The sequence below is a fragment of the Siminovitchia fortis genome, from assembly GCF_007681465.1.
GTDB lineage: Bacteria > Bacillota > Bacilli > Bacillales > Bacillaceae_C > Siminovitchia > Siminovitchia fortis.
On record NZ_VEKZ01000003.1, the window covers coordinates 98,027 to 113,350 of the forward strand.

The window sequence follows — 15,324 nt, forward strand, 5'->3', positions numbered from 1 at the left end:
ATTATAAAGCATTAGTTAAAAAGAGGAGACGCGGAAATGCCCCTCTCGCAATTCGGGTAATTTGTGGTATAATTTTGATTATTCATAAATTGGTGGAAAGGGGATTTGCAGATGTCTCTTTTGTTGACGCAATTTTTGGATCGGGCAGTTCATTTGTACGGAAGAAAACCGGCTATTATTGATGAACATGGCAAGCGTTACACCTATGAAGAAGTGAACGGGCGGGTGAACAGCCTTTCATTCGGACTGGCTTCCCTCGGGGTTAAAAAAGGGGATCGGGTGGCTTATTTGGCTCCAAACACACTCGAGATGTACGAAGGTTTTTATGGGATTTTTCAGGTAGGGGGCATAATGGTTTCATTGAATACGAGATTGAAACCGAAGGATTACGTCTATATTTTAAATCACAGTGAGAGTAAGGTTCTCTTTGTGGATCATGTACTGTTAAATCTGATTGAACCGGTCCGCAATCAGCTTAAAACGGTTGAGACGATTATTGTTCATGGTCTGCCAGAGGATAAGGATGGGCTTATTGCCTATGACTCCTGGCTTTCTTCCTTTCCTTCAACTGATTTCCCGCGTGTGGAATTGCATGAGGATGATGTCAGCACATTGCTTTATACGAGCGGTACAACCGGGAATCCCAAAGGCGTCATGCTGACGCATCGGAATAATTATTTGCACGCTTTATCCACCATGCATCACTTGCGGGTAAATGACCGTGATGTCCTTATGCATATTTTACCGATGTTTCATGTGAACGGCTGGGGATCACCCTTTTATTATACGGCGAATGGCGCCACCCAGATTATGCAAAAAGCGATCGATCCTAAGGTGATCTTGGAAAAGGTTGAAAAATACGGGGTCACGGTCATGCATATGGCTCCAACAGTACTTCAATCCATTATGGATCAATATAAGAATGTAAATCCGAAAATCGACCAAAATGTCAGGATTGTTGTTGCGGGTTCCGCTCCGCCTAAAGCGTTCATCAGACAGCTGGAAGAAGAAATCGGCTGGGAATTTTACCAGGTGTATGGAATGACGGAAACGTCGCCATTGAGCCTGGCGTCTTATATTTCATCCGAAGATGAAGGCGCTTCAGATGATGAATATTATGAGCTAAAAGTCAAAACTGGGCTCGAAATGATCGGAACCGACGTTAGAGTGGTGGACGAATTTGGAAATGACGTTGCAAAAAACGGCAAAGAAATTGGAGAAGTAATTGTGAGAGGACCCGGCGTCATGAAAGGATATTGGAAAGATGAAGCGGCGACGAAATCGACCATTATCAATGGCTGGCTTCATACAGGGGACATGGGGACGATGGATGAAAACCACCGCATCCAAATTGTTGACCGGAAAAAAGACATTATTATCAGTGGCGGAGAAAACATCTCTACAATAGAAATCGAAAATGTCATATACGACCATCCGGCGGTGAAAGAAGTGGCGGTCATAGCTGCGCCCCATGAAAAATGGGGGGAGACTCCGCATGCCATTGTTGTTGTGCGGGACGGACATGAAGTGGCCGGGCAGGATATCATTGATTTTACAAGAGAAAGACTGGCGCATTTCAAATGCCCGACCATCGTCACTTTCATGGAGGAGCTTCCCAAAACGGCGAGCGGCAAGATCATGAAAGTGAAGCTGCGGGAGTTTGTATCGCCTGCAGCAAAAAGCTGATATAATGATGGCAGCCAAACAGAAATTTTGACGGAAAGAGGGCTGCCTTATGACTGCAACTATTGATATACGTGTTTTAAACAGCAACGAAGAAATGAGACAAATGTATCAGCTTGAAGAATTCATCTGGCAAGGGGAAGGCGGAATTCCTGTTCATCAAACAATCACGGCCATTCGGAACGGAGGCCTTGCGATTGGTGCATATTGTGATGATCAGCTTGTCGGATTCAGCTATAGTTTTCCCGGATTCAAGGATGGTAAGGCGTATCTATGTTCACACAATATGGGAATTCATCCCGATTACCGTGACAAAGGCATCGGCGCTTCATTAAAAAACAGGCAAAAAGCGGAAGCGGCCCGAATAGGGTACGATATGCTGACATGGACATATGATCCGCTGGAAACACGCAACGGCTATTTGAACTTATCGAAACTCCGTGCGGTTTGCAGTACATATATTGAAAATTGCTACGGGGAATTCGATGACGGGCTCAATGCGGGTTTGCCGACAGACCGCTTTAAAGTGGAATGGTGGATAAAAAGCCGGCATGTCGATGAACGTATTCCGGCTCCTGTCAAGGATGATGCTTTTTATATCCCATGGAAACAGGCTGCAAGCGGCCCGGTCCTTGCTGATGATGTAGAAATTCCTGAGGCAGCCCAAATAATGGTCCCGGTTCCTGCGGCATTTCAAACGATCAAGCAGGAGGATATGAGCCTCGCATTGGATTGGAGATTGAAAACCCGCTCTGTTTTTCAAGAGCTGTTCCAAAAGGAGTATGCCGCCGTTTCTTTGGAAAAAAGCGCCGAGGAGCCTGTGCATCATTATTTATTGGTGAAAAGAGAATCTCTTCAAATTTAAAATAGGATTCTTACCCATAGCGACGGTAAAAACCAAAAAACGGTCACGAATACCGGTGATACCTTCCCGAAGGGGCGTTGAAAATGGGAAAACGGTAACGAATACAGAGGATACCTTCCCGAAGTGGCGTTGAAAATGGAAAATTGGTAACGAATACAGAGGATACCTTCCCGAAGTGGCGTCGAAAATAGAAAAGCGGTAACGAATACAGAGGATACCTTCCCGAAGTGGCGTCGAAAATAGAAAAACGGTAACGAATACTGAGGATACCTTCCCGAAGGGGTGTCGAAAATGGAAAATTGGTAACGAATACCAGGAATACCTCCCCAATGTGATAAAGAAAACCGATATTCAGGCGTGAATATCGGTTTTTCCTTGAAGTAAAAGAAAGTATAAGCTGATATGAAGATTTTTTCAAAAAAAGCCTTTCTTTGTCCAGCTCCAGCGCCCAGCGACTAGTAAACTTCGCACTCCTTTCCTCGAAAAAGCTTCGCTTTTTCTGCGTGGATGTTTATTCGAGGAAGTAGGCTCAGAGCACTACGATAAGCCAACATCGGCTCGTACCTCGCCGTGTTGTCCGGCTCCGAGTGCCATCGGCGCAAGGATTAAGCCAATCGCTGCTGAAGGCAAACTACGCCTTCTTCAGCGCTCGTCTTATGCTTGTCGCCGATAACCAGGCACTCTCCGCCTTTCCTTATCCTTTATCTCATTGCGGAGTGCTCCAGTGTCTAGCTTCAGACGGCAGGGGCTCGAGGTCGCTTCGGTCAATCCAATGAAGTCAAAGAACGACTTCACTGGATTGCCCTCCGTCGGACAGGATGTCCTAGTGCCACCGACGCCACAGGATGTGGCGTTTGTCGGCGGCCAGCGCTTGTCGCCCCTAAACAGCCGTCTTCCGCATTTCCGTTTGTACGTTGCTAAACGGGCGCTTGCGCTTTTCTTATAAGCTATGGCATCGGATGCGGCGTCACCGCCGTAGTAATGCTCTCTTTTTCAACCGTAAGCTGTTCAAGCTTTTCACGATTGACGTCAAATCCGATCCCCGGACCTGTCTGTACCTGAATGATTCCATGATCCATTGTCACTTCGGGCTCGATGATATCTTCATCCCAATAGTGGGAAGACGGTGCAGTATCCCCTGGTATTGTAAAGTTGGAAAGGGAAGTCAAGGCAATATTGTGAGCTCGCCCGATTCCCGTTTCCAGCATTCCGCCGCACCAGACAGGCACTCCGTTATCCCTGCACAGGTCGTGGATTCGGATGGATTCTCCCAAACCTCCGACACGGCCGATTTTTATATTGATAATCCGGCAGCTGCCCAGCTGTAATGCTTTTCTGGCATCTTCGAGAGAATGGATGCTTTCATCAAGACAAACCGGTGTCTGGATTTCTTTTTGCAAAGTGGCATGGTCGATAATATCGTCATGGGCAAGCGGCTGCTCGATCATCATCAGGTTATACTGATCAAGCTGTTTCAGGTGGTCCACATCGTTCAATGTATAGGCGGAATTTGCGTCAGCCATCAATGGAATATCCGGAAATGCCTTCCTGACTGCATCAATATAATCCAAATCTGCCCCGGGAGCAATTTTAACCTTTAATTTCCGAAAACCTTCCTCCACATATTCGCCGACCTTCTCGACAAGCTTCCCAGGAGTTGCTTGAATCCCGATGCTTTTTCCTACTTCTATTTCCGTTTTCGTACCGTCGATCAATTCGGACAGCGCTACATTGTTTTTCTTTGCAAACACATCCCAAATCGCTGTTTCAATCGCGGATTTGGCAATCTGGTTTCGCCTTACAAACGTAAGCATGTCATGGACATCCAGCGGATGTTCAATTGTTTTATGAATGATTCTTGGAATGAGAAAATCCTTTAACATATAGACCGCTGTGTGTGTGGTTTCCTCGTTATAATAAGGTTCGTCGCTTGTTGTCGTCTCTCCCCATCCTGAGATGCCTGATTCGTCGATCGCCTCCACAAGGCATACATGTTTCTCCTGAAATGTGCCGAAACTCGTTGTAAATGGTGCAATCAGCTTCATCTTTACCGTGTGAAGGACCACTTCTTTAATTTGAACTGGTTTCAATGCTTGTTCTCTCCTTTTTTGCCAACACTTGTACAATCTCTGTAATAATATCAATCCCATTGAATAGGGCTTCACGGTTGAAAGTCATATGCGGATGGTGAAGTCCCGGTTTCAAGTCGCATCCGAGTCCGATCATCGTCGCTTTCAGTTCTGGCTTTTTAATCGTGTAAAAATGGAAATCATCTCCGCCCGGTGTCATAAGCGGATCCATTGTATGATCAGGGCCTAAAACGTTGGAAATGGCCTGTCTGGAGATTACTTCTGCCTCCGGGGCCACTTCCGCTGCGGGAATTCCGTAATCATCTGTAATTTTTATTTTGGATTGAAAAAGTTGTTCGGTTGCCTCTAAAGTCTCATATACTTTTTCTTTCAGCATCTTCATATGCTGGTTTGTCTGCGCCCTTAGATCAAAAGCCAATGATGCCTGGCCCGGGATAATATTGGTGCTTTTTCCTCCAGCGTGGAACTTTGTGACTTTTACAGAATACGGAACGGTCGGATCCAAGTGGATGGCGTTGATTGCATTCACAATATGGGTTCCGACATCAATCGCATTGCTTGTCAAGTGCGGTCTGGCACCGTGGGCGTCATCCCCGATGATGTCGCATTCGATTGACGTGGCAGCCCCGTGGATAATCGCCGGGGTCGCATATCCGTCCGGAGCCTCCTGAACGGGGCGCAAATGGATGCCGAATAAATAATCGACGTCATCGACAGCGCCTTTTTCAACCATTCTAAGTGCTCCGTCACCGACCTCTTCCGCCGGTTGGAAAATAAAACGGACGGTCACCCGATCCTTGATGGAAGGGTCTTTCGCCAGCTTCCACAATGCGCCGAGCACCATCGTCATGTGGGCATCGTGGCCGCATGAATGATTGGCCTGAAATTTTCCGTCCACTTCCTGCCACAGCGCATCCATGTCGGCGCGGATCGCTACAACCGGATTGCCTTTAATTCCGCCAAAGTCAGCGATTACTCCCGTGCAATCACTGAATGTCCGCACTTTGCAGCCTGCTTTTTCAAGCTGCTCCTTAATAAACTCGTTTGTGTTTACCTCCTCCCAGCTGAGCTCCGGATGAGCGTGAAGATGATCAAACGTATCGTAAACTTGTTGCTTAAAATGTTCGTCCTGCATGCCTGATGATATCCTTTCCCGAAAAAAGTATTGGTTTTGAGAAACAGTAAGTAATCACCGTTACAAAAAAAGCGCACTTTTTTTACCTTGTGCTGAATTATATGAAATATGGTATATGAAAGTCGCCCTGATTGAGTGTCTTTTGGTGAAAAAGGCGTATAACTATTTCGCAAATTGTCCCTACTGTAAATTATAGGCTTCAGGAAAAGGGGAATCAACCGGTTGCATTTAAGGCGGGAGGCGTGGTCATTCGATTATTATAAAAGAAAGGATCAAATGGGAATTAACAAAGCTTTTGTCGATTCCTTATATTGAGCGCTTGGGCGAGTACGATGACATCTTCCATGATATCCGCCCTTTTATTGTTTGGAGAGCGTTCATAGTCGTCGAGCAGACGGCGCATCTCTCTTATGAATAGCAGATTTTCCTCTTTAATGGACATAAGGGGGCCCCCTGATTGAACTGAGTTTGTGAAAAAAGTCATGGCACGAGATACATATCCGCAGGTTCCCTCGTCATTTCCTCTTAAATATATATTCTTTTTTTAACCCATATTTCAGTTTTTAAACATTTTGTAATATTATTGTTATATGGTTTTAATATTTCATTTCATGTAGTGCTTTTCTCTCCTTGGATCGTCTAATAGACTGTAAGGGGCATGGATCGAAAGATTTAAAGCTTTTGAATCTTTTTTGTGTGTAAAACGTTATTATTATTGTCGTTTTTTGCGGAGTTTCTTATAAGAAAAGCGCAAGCGCCTTGTTTAGCGCGGGCAAACAAGACGATTCCCGAGGAGGCGGTTCTTCAGCCGCCACAGGGAAGCGGCTTGATCCTTGCGGGGCTAGGCGCTGGAGCTGGACAAAGAAAGGCTTGTTTTGAAAAAGTTTTTCATATCGAGCTATACTTTCAAAATAGGGGACTGCCGCCATCATTTACGAGGGGGATATGTAGTGAAAAAGAAAGCCTGGATATGGGCCGCATCTATTGTTGGGGTATTGGTAGTGGCGGCTGTGGTCACGTTGATAATCAGGGTCCAAGCCGGAAAAATGGCTGGAGCCGATGTCGAAGAACCGGTGACTGTTCAAAAAGTGTCGGAACAGGAACTGAGCGAAACCATTTTGGTGACCGGAAAGATTGTTCCGGAAGATGAGCAAAAAGTATTTTTGGAGCCGGACAAAGGAGAGGTAACGGAATTTAAGGTAAAGGAAAATCAGCAAGTGAAGGCCGGAGACCCTTTGTTTGTCTATGATTCTTCCAAATTACAGTCAGAATATAATAAAGCTGTAAGAGAAAGGGATTTGGTGAAAAAACGCTCGCAAACAGAAATTAACCAGATCGCTGAATTGAACAAGCGGATTGCAGACGCGAAAAAAGCTCCGGCTCCAACTGGGGATGGAGAAGAAGGCGAAGCGCCGGCGGGGGATGCTGACGCTCTGAAGAGTGAAAAGCTTGAAATGGAAATCCAGCATGAAAGCACCAAATCAGAAATTGAATCCGCCCAGGAGCAGATCAATGATTTGAATGAACAGATCAAAGAGATGACTGTAAAGAGCAAGATTGATGGAATCGTTGTAAAGGTGGACCGAAATGCGGTAAGCACGGAAGGGGGAGCGTCAAGCCCTGCAGTACATATTATCTCAAGCCAGCCATTTAAGGTAATTGGTACAATGAGCGAGTTTGACGCGGTAAAAATAAAGGAGAAGCAAGCGGTGACCATTCGTCCAAAGGTGTATAAAGACAAGGAATGGAAAGGTGCCATCGAATCGGTTTCCCAATTTCCGAATGAAGAAGGCGGTGAAGAGGAATTCGCCGGCGGTGGAGGCGGCGGTGGCGTTACCATGTATCCATTCAAAGTCGCTATCACAGATGATACGTCTGAACTTCGCCAGGGCTTCCATGTTTCATTGGAAATCAAGATTGACGGGGACGGAAAAAAATTGGCCATCCCACATGCTGCTATTCTGGAAGAGGGCGACACCAATACCGTTTTTGTATTGAAGGACGGAATATTGGAAAGCCGTGAAATTGAAACGGGTGCATCGAATGACGAATTCATCGAAGTCAAAAAAGGCCTGGAAAAGGATGAGCTTGTTGTCATCGCTCCTCATGAAGGCATGCATGATGGAATGGAAGTGACCACCTTTGATGAAATTGAGTGAGATAACAAAAGTTTATGGAAACGGGTCGCTCCAGGTTCCAGTGCTGCACGGCATTGATTTGGCCGTTGAAGACGGTGAGTTTATCGCGATCATGGGACCGTCGGGATCCGGAAAATCAACGCTGATGAATATTATCGGCTTTTTGGATTATCCGACAACTGGGACGTTTGAACTGAATGGAGAAAATATCAGTTCGGCGAAAGAGAAGCAGCTGGCAAAGCTGCGAAATGAACATATCGGATTTGTGTTCCAGCAATTCTTTTTGCTGCCGAGGCTGAATGCGCAGAAAAATGTGGAAGCCCCGTTGATATATGCGGGTGTTCCAAAACGGGAGAGGACGGAAAGGGCCAAGCAGATGCTGGAAAAAGTGGGTTTGGGAGACCGCGTGAAGCATTTGCCCAACCAGCTCTCGGGAGGCCAGAAGCAAAGGGTTGCGATTGCGCGCGCCCTTGTGAACAATCCGACACTCATTTTGGCGGACGAGCCTACAGGGGCCCTCGATTCCAAAACGAGTGCCCAGATCATGGACCTGCTCGTCCAGCTGAACAAAGAAGGGAAAACCGTCATCATCGTTACCCACGAAGAGGAAATCGCCGCATATACGGATAGAATCATCACCTTAAAAGATGGAAAGATCATTGACGACCGGAGGACAAGTCTATGAATATTTGGGAAAGCTTTAAAATTGCACTGTCCTCCATTTGGAACCATAAAATCCGGTCGGTTTTGACTATGCTTGGAATCATTATCGGAGTAGCGGCAGTCATTGTCATTGTGGCGATAGGACAAGGTGCGAAAAAAGAAATGATGGATGGATTGTTCAGCACGGATAAAAATGTGGTCGAAATTTATTACGAACCGACACAGTCGGAAGATGAAGGAGACATGTTTTGGGAATTGCCCGAACTTTCTTCAACGGACGTGGAATTCCTATCAGAGGTTGAAGGGGTGAAAGCCGTCCTTGCGACTAATCAGGGGTTTGGAACCGTCATGATTAATGATAAGCAAGGTGAGATGGACATCACCGGTGTAGGCGGAGAATATTTTACTGCGCAAAACATTCAAACGGTGGAAGGCCGTCCGTTGAATGACAGCGATATAGACGGTTTAAACCGTGTTGTCATGATTGATACGGTTGCAAGGGATAAATTTTTCAAAGGGTCGAGTGATCCAGTTGGGGAAATTATCGAGTTGGATGGAAATCCTTATAAAATTGTGGGAGTCTATGAATCTCCGATTCCTGAGCAGTTCCGCTGGTCTGAAAACGGCGAGATGGTCATGCCAAGATCCGTCGTTTCCATGATGTTCGGCAACAGCGAAGTTGAAAACCTAGCCATAATTGCAGATGACCCGGAGCGGATTTCTGAAATCGGAATGCAAGCGGCAGACGCTTTGACTGAACACAAGAAACTTGAAGACGGAATGTATGCCATTAATGATTTTTCGGAAATTGAAAAAGAGATAAATACAGTGATCACAACAATGACGCTGTTTATCGGAAGCATCGCAGCCATTTCCCTCTTGGTTGGCGGGATCGGGGTCATGAATATCATGCTCGTATCTGTCACAGAGCGGACAAGGGAAATCGGTCTCCGCAAGGCTCTTGGAGCCACAAGGGGAAAAATACTCCTTCAGTTTCTCATTGAATCGATCACGCTGACTTCATTGGGCGGGTTGATTGGGATCGGCCTGGCAGCGATAGGGGCTTTACTCGTTACGGTGTTATCGCCGATCACAGCAGTCATCAGTCCAGTGGTTGTGCTGATTGGTGTCGGCTTCTCGGCATTTATCGGTATTATCTTTGGCATATTGCCTGCAAATAAAGCATCCAAGCTGAGCCCGATTGATGCATTGAGGTATGAATAGAGACGAGCGGTCTTCATATAAACGAGAGAATCGGTTAATAGTTGAAGCAAAGCACCCGTGTTCGGGTGCTTTACCTTTTAAACCAGTCTGCGTTTTCATCCATATGTACGAACGGGATATCCGTATCCACTGCACCTGTCATTCGTTTCGCCCCAATATCCTCGCCTGCCAGCCATTTTCCGAAATAAAACTCCGCCGGTTCCTGATTCCCGCCAAGCGCCACAGACGGCTTCTCCAATTATTTTGATGCTGTCGAAGAAGATATTATTGATAACGGAGTCCTTGAGCCATTTCCAAGCACCTTCCATCAGGTTCAGCTGCGGGTTATAAGGAGGAAGAAGGACGAGTTACAGGCGATCCGGAATTCTTAGGGGTGTTTTTTCCCTCTTTTTGCAACCGGACTAACCATTTCCTTTTTCTTGTGAATGCTCGATTCGTTCCCGGTAGATCTCAAGATATTATAGTCGGGAAAGGATCTGCTTTTGAAAAAATTACATTGCAATTATTAATGTCTGCATGTTACGATTAGTATATCGGTTTACTAAACCGATATACTAAAACGTTTTATCTAAGGGGCAAGGAGCGTTTGTATTGAAGAAAAAAAGAATCGCAACGGTTGGAGAGGCGATGGTCGTCTTTAATCCAACAAAAACGGGCCCACTCCGATTTGTTCATTCTTTTGAGCGGGCAGTCGGTGGTGCAGAACTTAACTTTGCAATTGGTGCAGCACGTTTAGGCCTTGAGGCGAAATGGATCAGCTGCTTAGGTGATGATGAATTTGGGAAGGTCATTTACAACTTTGCTCGAGGTGAAGGAATTGATGTATCGGATGTAAGACTATCTGAGCGATATGCGACATCCGTTTACTTTAAGGAAATCCAAGAAAACGGAGCAGGTAAATCGTTTTATTATCGTCAGCCTTCTCCATTGCTTGAGTTGACAGCTGATAGGATCAGCGAATCGGTTCTAAAAAATGTTGATATATTACACATCAGTGGAGTGTACTTAGCAGTATGCGAGCATAATATTGAAGTCGTACGAAAGTTAATAGACTTTGCAAAAAAACTGCATATCCCCATTTCATTTGACCCTAATTTGAGATTAAAGCTGTGGACAATTGAAGAAGCTAGAGCAGTCTATGAAACAATCTACTCTTCCGTCACGATTTTTTTAGCAGGAGATGAAGAGTTTGAATTGCTATTTGGAAGCGACTCTGTTGAGGAGGTTCAAGCGCGCTATCAAATTGAAGAAATGGTGATTAAGAAAGGCGAGCAGGGAGCAGCTGTGTATGCGAACGGACAATGGATTGCTCGTGAAGCATACAAAATAAATGCAGTTGATACAGTTGGTGCAGGCGATGCCTTTGACGCGGCATATATTTATAGTTACCTGCAGCAAGATGCGATTGATGAACGCATTCGCCTTGCAAATGGAGCAGGAGCACTTGTTGCTACCATTAAAGGAGACAATGAAGGACTGCCGTCTCTAAAAGAGCTTAAGGAATTCATTGGGGATGAACAGACAATTGAACGATAGGAGGAAGACCATGCAAAAGTTGGAAGTCTTGAAAGCGTTAACGGGTGCGAAGGTAGTGGCGGTCATTCGTGGCAATCATGCGGAGGAGGCAACACTTTTATCTCAGGCTGCTATCGCAGGGGGCATACGGGCAATTGAGCTGACATATACAACTCCATTTGTTGAAGATACATTTAAGGGGTTGCGTAATGCCGATGTGTTGATAGGAGCAGGAACGGTGTTAGATGTTGAGACCGCAAGGCATGCCATTTTAAATGGGGCGAAATTTATCGTCAGTCCGAGCTTTCATCCGGAAATTGCAAGAGTTTGTAACCGCTATAGCGTTCCGTACTTTCCAGGCTGCATGACCATTAAAGAAATGGTGGCAGCTCTTGAGTACGGGAGCGATATAATCAAGCTCTTCCCGGCAAGTCAATTTCAGCCCGGCTTTATAAAGGCTGTAAAAGGTCCTCTGCCCAATGTGTCTATTATGCCAACAGGCGGTGTCGGATTGTCTAATATGAATGATTGGCTTCAAGCGGGAGCGGTCGCAGTTGGAATTGGCAGTGATTTAAATAAAGCGTATACAGAAAACGGCTATGCCGGTGTAGTAGAAAAGGCAAAGTCCTATATTCATAAACTTTCAGAACAATAGGAGCATTCCTCTAATGAAAAAAATAAAAGGTTGAACAAAAAAGGGCCCTTTGGATACTAGTGTCAAAGCTTCGAAGTAAAGAGGACCCTTAATTGATACCCAAGTAGGACTCGTAATGAACTATACGCAAAATCAAAATATCTCGCAAAAATCACACGCCTACTTTAATTGTTATTGATATTGTCAAAGACAAACATGTAGCCTGTACATAGGATGATTGAGGAGTATAAGCACGCTTATATTTAATTTTTTACAAATATAACCAATTGGGTTGGAGGGATAATTATATGTTTGGTTATCTACAGCATGGTGATGTATTCATTAAATTATTCAAGTGTTTAGGCAATTTTGGGAAAACAAGAGCATTTTGAAGAAAACTTAACTTTATTGGGAGGATATCTATGATTTCTTTATCAAATGTTGCGAAAAACTATCCTGCATCCGCTATTAGACGTATGTTTGAATTGGCAAACCAATATGAAGATATAATCAAGCTTACAGTAGGAGAACCAAACTTTGAAACACCAGATCATATAAAAATTGCTGCGAAGAATGGTATTGACAGAAATCTTACTCATTATGTATCAAATGCTGGGACTGATGAACTTCGTCAGGCAGTAGCTAAAAAGTATACTGTTGAATTTGGGACGGAATATACTTCTGATCAAGTAATGGTAGCTTTTGGAGGGATGGAAGCAATTATGTTAGCCCTAGTGGCGACAATCAACCCAGGTGATGAAGTAATTATTGCTGATCCTTCTTATCCTAATTACTTAGGACAGGTTTTTATGCTTGGTGGGAAAGCAGTACCCGTTCCTGTTTATGAAGAAAATGCGTTTAAATTGAAGGCAGAAGACGTTGAAAAAGCCATTACTTCCAAAACAAAAGCTATCATTTTAAATTCTCCAAGTAATCCATTAGGTGCTGTACTGGACGAAAAGGATATAAAAGAGTTGGCAGAAGTAGTGTTAAAACATAATCTAATCGTTATTTCTGACGAGGTATACGAAAAAATTATTTATGATGATAAAGTGCATTTTAGTATCGCTCAAATTCCTGAAGTGAAAGACAATGTACTCATTATTAATAGTTTATCCAAAACGTATGCTATGACTGGGTGGAGAGTAGGATTTGTCATTGGTAATGAAAAGATTATTTCGGTAATGCCAAAAGTTCAAGAAGGAATGGCTTCCTGTGTACCTCCTTTTATCCAGAAAGCAGCCGTTGAAGCAATTAATGGTTCACAATTAATTGTAAAAGAGATGTTGGTGCATTATAAACGTCGCCGAGAAATTTTAATTACTGGTTTAAATGAAATTCCAGGTTTTTCATGTATTAATACTGAAGGCAGCTTTTATGCTTTTCCAAACATTAAAGAGTTTAAAAAGCCGTCAGAAGACTTCGCTATAGAACTTTTAACCGAGGCAGGGGTTGCGGTTACTCCCGGATCTGCATTCGGAAGCATGGGTGAGGGATATTTGCGTTTTTCATTTGCTAACTCAGACGAGAATTTAATTGAAGCTGTTCGACGAATTAGAGAACATGTAAAGAAAAATTACTGACACTTGGTGTGGCATAATAAAAACTTTGAAGATATGGGGGGGTAATTATGGAAAAAGTTGTTGAGTTAATTAATTCTATTGTGTGGAGCAATGCTCTTGTCATTCTGATAATGGCAGTAGGTTTGTTCTTCTCTTTCAAGACTAAATTTTTACAAATTAGACATTTGAAAGAAATGGTAAACGTAATGCTTGATCGAAATGAGTCGAAAACAGGTGTATCTTCTTACCAAGCATTATTAATGTCAATTGCAGGACGCGTTGGTATTGGGAATATAGCCGGGGTTGCTACAGCTATTGGTTTAGGGGGTCCGGGCGCTGTATTCTGGATGTGGCTGATGGCGTTTATTGGAATGGCTACTTCTTTTGTTGAAAGTACATTAGGACAAATTTATAAAGAAAAAAAAGGTGATGAATTTCGTGGAGGTCCTGCCTATTATTTATCAAAAGGATTAGGTAAAAAATGGTACGGTTCGTTATTTGCAATCACTATAGCATTTGCCTATGGAGTCCTTTTAACGGGAGTTCAATCAAATGGGATAACTGCATCTTTTAGTACAGCATTTAATATTGATCCTATTATTACGACAATATTTATTTGTATATTGGTGGGTATAGTTATTTTCGGCGGAGTTAAGAGGTTTGCGAAATTTTCGGAAATTGTTGTTCCATTTATGGCACTTGCTTATATTTTAGTAGCTTTACTTATAATAGTAATGAATATTGATAAATTACCAAGTGTTGTTGCCTTAATTTTTTCTAGTGCGTTTGGTGTTGAGGAAACCTTTGGAGGAATTATTGGTGCTGCTATTGCCTGGGGAGTAAAAAGAGGAATTTATTCGAATGAAGCAGGTCAAGGGACTGCTCCACATGCAGCTTCATCTGCTGATGTCTCACATCCAGCTAAACAAGGATTAGTTCAAGCGCTTGGCGTATTTATTGATACAATTATTGTGTGTAGTGCAACAGCATTTATGATTTTAATAACCGGCAAATATAATGTCGAAAATCCAACTGGTGGTTTTCTGGTAAACAATATAGGTGATACTGAAATTGGAGTGGGGTATACCCAACTTGCAGTAGATTCCGTATTTAATGGATTCGGTAGTATATTTGTAGCAATAGCAGTTTTTTTCTTTGCTATTACAACATTATTGTTTATTGCATATGTTGCAGAGATAAACTTCGTGTATATATTTGGAGATAAACAAATTTATAAGAATATATTAAGGATCACTGTAATTCTCTCTACATTTTACGGTGGAATTGTATCAGCCAACTTAATCTGGGCGATAGCTGATATAGGAGTTGGGCTCATTACTTGGATAAATGTTATTGGTATTTTTCTTTTACGAAAACCAGTATTAAATACCCTTAAGGACTACGAACAGCAAAAAGCAATGGGAATTGATCCAGTCTTTAACCCTATTAAACTAGGTATAAAAAATGCGACTTTCTGGGAAGAAAGAAATACTGAAATAAAAAAAGAAAAAAGATCTCTTTAATAAAGAAATGTTTAGAGCCTTCTTTAAGTAACTCTTGAAGAAGGCTGTCTTTATGAAATAAACTTGATTACTAGAGATGTTTTTTGTAAATAAATGAGCCATCAACTGTTTTAGGAATTGGAACTACAATACGAATAAAGCTCAAATCATCCTATAAATGAACGTTACTGTTTTTACAGGTGTCGATGCATTTAAGGGGCATGCCTCCAATTGGTAAATCAATAGCATGTTATTTTACCTTCGACGAATTATATATGATAGAATGAAATGAGAGTATATCCCCGGTAGGAGA

Annotated in this window: 13 protein-coding genes and 1 pseudogene; 9 read left to right on the forward strand and 5 right to left on the reverse strand. The window is 43.3% G+C overall.

All coding sequences use genetic code 11. The features are described from left to right. Window positions 1-111: 111 nt before the first annotated feature. Window positions 112-1,686, forward strand: a complete 1,575-nt coding sequence (locus tag FS666_RS02160; RefSeq protein WP_244943817.1) for a long-chain-fatty-acid--CoA ligase — start codon at window positions 112-114, stop codon at window positions 1,684-1,686. Window positions 1,687-1,735: 49 nt separating this feature from the next. Further along, on the forward strand, window positions 1,736-2,548 hold the full coding sequence (locus tag FS666_RS02165; protein ID WP_144460088.1) for a GNAT family N-acetyltransferase: 813 nt from the start codon (window positions 1,736-1,738) through the stop codon (window positions 2,546-2,548). A 947-nt stretch (window positions 2,549-3,495) separates the two neighbouring features. Here the strand turns inward: FS666_RS02165 and menC are convergent. The 3 genes from menC to FS666_RS19640 all read right to left on the reverse strand — a co-directional run bounded on the left by menC (window position 3,496) and on the right by FS666_RS19640 (window position 6,215). Further along, on the reverse strand, window positions 3,496-4,638 hold the full coding sequence (menC, locus tag FS666_RS02170; RefSeq protein ID WP_144460087.1) for an o-succinylbenzoate synthase: 1,143 nt from the start codon (window positions 4,636-4,638) through the stop codon (window positions 3,496-3,498). Further along, window positions 4,619-5,773: a M20 peptidase aminoacylase family protein gene (locus FS666_RS02175; protein ID WP_120070818.1), complete on the reverse strand. Its 1,155-nt coding sequence runs from the start codon at window positions 5,771-5,773 to the stop codon at window positions 4,619-4,621. The genes menC and FS666_RS02175 overlap by 20 nt, the downstream gene beginning before the upstream one ends. Before the next feature lie 283 nt (window positions 5,774-6,056). After that, a complete protein-coding gene (locus FS666_RS19640) occupies window positions 6,057-6,215 on the reverse strand; it encodes a hypothetical protein (RefSeq protein ID WP_164876287.1) in 159 nt (52 codons plus the stop codon). Window positions 6,216-6,723: 508 nt separating this feature from the next. On the opposite strand from FS666_RS19640, the gene FS666_RS02180 reads away from it, so the two are divergent. From FS666_RS02180 to FS666_RS02190, 3 genes are read left to right on the forward strand one after another with little or no spacing between them, the layout of a single operon-like run. Further along, complete coding sequence (locus tag FS666_RS02180; RefSeq protein WP_144460086.1) at window positions 6,724-7,932, forward strand: efflux RND transporter periplasmic adaptor subunit; 1,209 nt, start codon at window positions 6,724-6,726, stop codon at window positions 7,930-7,932. Continuing rightward, a complete protein-coding gene (locus tag FS666_RS02185; RefSeq protein ID WP_222119335.1) occupies window positions 7,916-8,596 on the forward strand; it encodes an ABC transporter ATP-binding protein in 681 nt (226 codons plus the stop codon). Before FS666_RS02180 ends, FS666_RS02185 begins: the two co-directional genes overlap by 17 nt. Beyond that, window positions 8,593-9,798 carry an ABC transporter permease gene (locus FS666_RS02190; RefSeq protein WP_144460085.1) on the forward strand — a complete coding sequence of 402 codons (1,206 nt, stop codon included), beginning with the start codon at window positions 8,593-8,595 and terminating at the stop codon, window positions 9,796-9,798. Before FS666_RS02185 ends, FS666_RS02190 begins: the two co-directional genes overlap by 4 nt. Window positions 9,799-9,868: 70 nt before the next feature. Here FS666_RS02190 and FS666_RS02195 read toward each other — a convergent pair whose 3' ends face one another. After that, window positions 9,869-10,036: a hypothetical protein gene (locus FS666_RS02195; RefSeq protein ID WP_186306434.1), complete on the reverse strand. Its 168-nt coding sequence runs from the start codon at window positions 10,034-10,036 to the stop codon at window positions 9,869-9,871. 16 nt (window positions 10,037-10,052) lie between these two features. Then, window positions 10,053-10,133 (reverse strand): annotated as a pseudogene (locus FS666_RS20600) (hypothetical protein); the annotation flags it as partial. Window positions 10,134-10,389: 256 nt separating this feature from the next. Here FS666_RS20600 and FS666_RS02205 point away from each other — a divergent pair. The 4 genes from FS666_RS02205 to FS666_RS02220 all read left to right on the forward strand — a co-directional run bounded on the left by FS666_RS02205 (window position 10,390) and on the right by FS666_RS02220 (window position 15,032). Further along, window positions 10,390-11,334, forward strand: a complete 945-nt coding sequence (locus FS666_RS02205; RefSeq protein WP_144460084.1) for a sugar kinase — start codon at window positions 10,390-10,392, stop codon at window positions 11,332-11,334. A 10-nt stretch (window positions 11,335-11,344) separates the two neighbouring features. Continuing rightward, on the forward strand, window positions 11,345-11,968 hold the full coding sequence (locus FS666_RS02210) for a bifunctional 2-keto-4-hydroxyglutarate aldolase/2-keto-3-deoxy-6-phosphogluconate aldolase (protein ID WP_144460083.1): 624 nt from the start codon (window positions 11,345-11,347) through the stop codon (window positions 11,966-11,968). Between the two features lie 401 nt (window positions 11,969-12,369). Continuing rightward, entirely contained in the window at window positions 12,370-13,530 is a 1,161-nt protein-coding gene (locus FS666_RS02215) for a pyridoxal phosphate-dependent aminotransferase (protein WP_144460082.1), read from the forward strand. 47 nt (window positions 13,531-13,577) lie between these two features. Further along, window positions 13,578-15,032, forward strand: coding sequence for an alanine/glycine:cation symporter family protein (locus FS666_RS02220; RefSeq protein ID WP_144460081.1), 1,455 nt, complete (start codon window positions 13,578-13,580; stop codon window positions 15,030-15,032). The last annotated feature ends 292 nt before the right edge of the window (window positions 15,033-15,324 follow it).

Excerpts from the sequence above, each read along its gene's own strand:
- FS666_RS02160 (WP_244943817.1), top strand. The coding sequence starts at position 112 with ATGTCTCTTTTGTTGACGCAATTTTTGGATCGGGCAGTTCATTTGTAC.
- FS666_RS02165 (WP_144460088.1), top strand. The coding sequence starts at position 1,736 with ATGACTGCAACTATTGATATACGTGTTTTAAACAGCAACGAAGAAATG.
- FS666_RS02175 (WP_120070818.1), bottom strand. The coding sequence starts at position 5,773 with ATGCAGGACGAACATTTTAAGCAACAAGTTTACGATACGTTTGATCAT.
- FS666_RS19640 (WP_164876287.1), bottom strand. The coding sequence starts at position 6,215 with ATGTCCATTAAAGAGGAAAATCTGCTATTCATAAGAGAGATGCGCCGT.
- FS666_RS02190 (WP_144460085.1), top strand. The coding sequence starts at position 8,593 with ATGAATATTTGGGAAAGCTTTAAAATTGCACTGTCCTCCATTTGGAAC.
- FS666_RS02210 (WP_144460083.1), top strand. The coding sequence starts at position 11,345 with ATGCAAAAGTTGGAAGTCTTGAAAGCGTTAACGGGTGCGAAGGTAGTG.
- FS666_RS02215 (WP_144460082.1), top strand. The coding sequence starts at position 12,370 with ATGATTTCTTTATCAAATGTTGCGAAAAACTATCCTGCATCCGCTATT.
- FS666_RS02220 (WP_144460081.1), top strand. The coding sequence starts at position 13,578 with ATGGAAAAAGTTGTTGAGTTAATTAATTCTATTGTGTGGAGCAATGCT.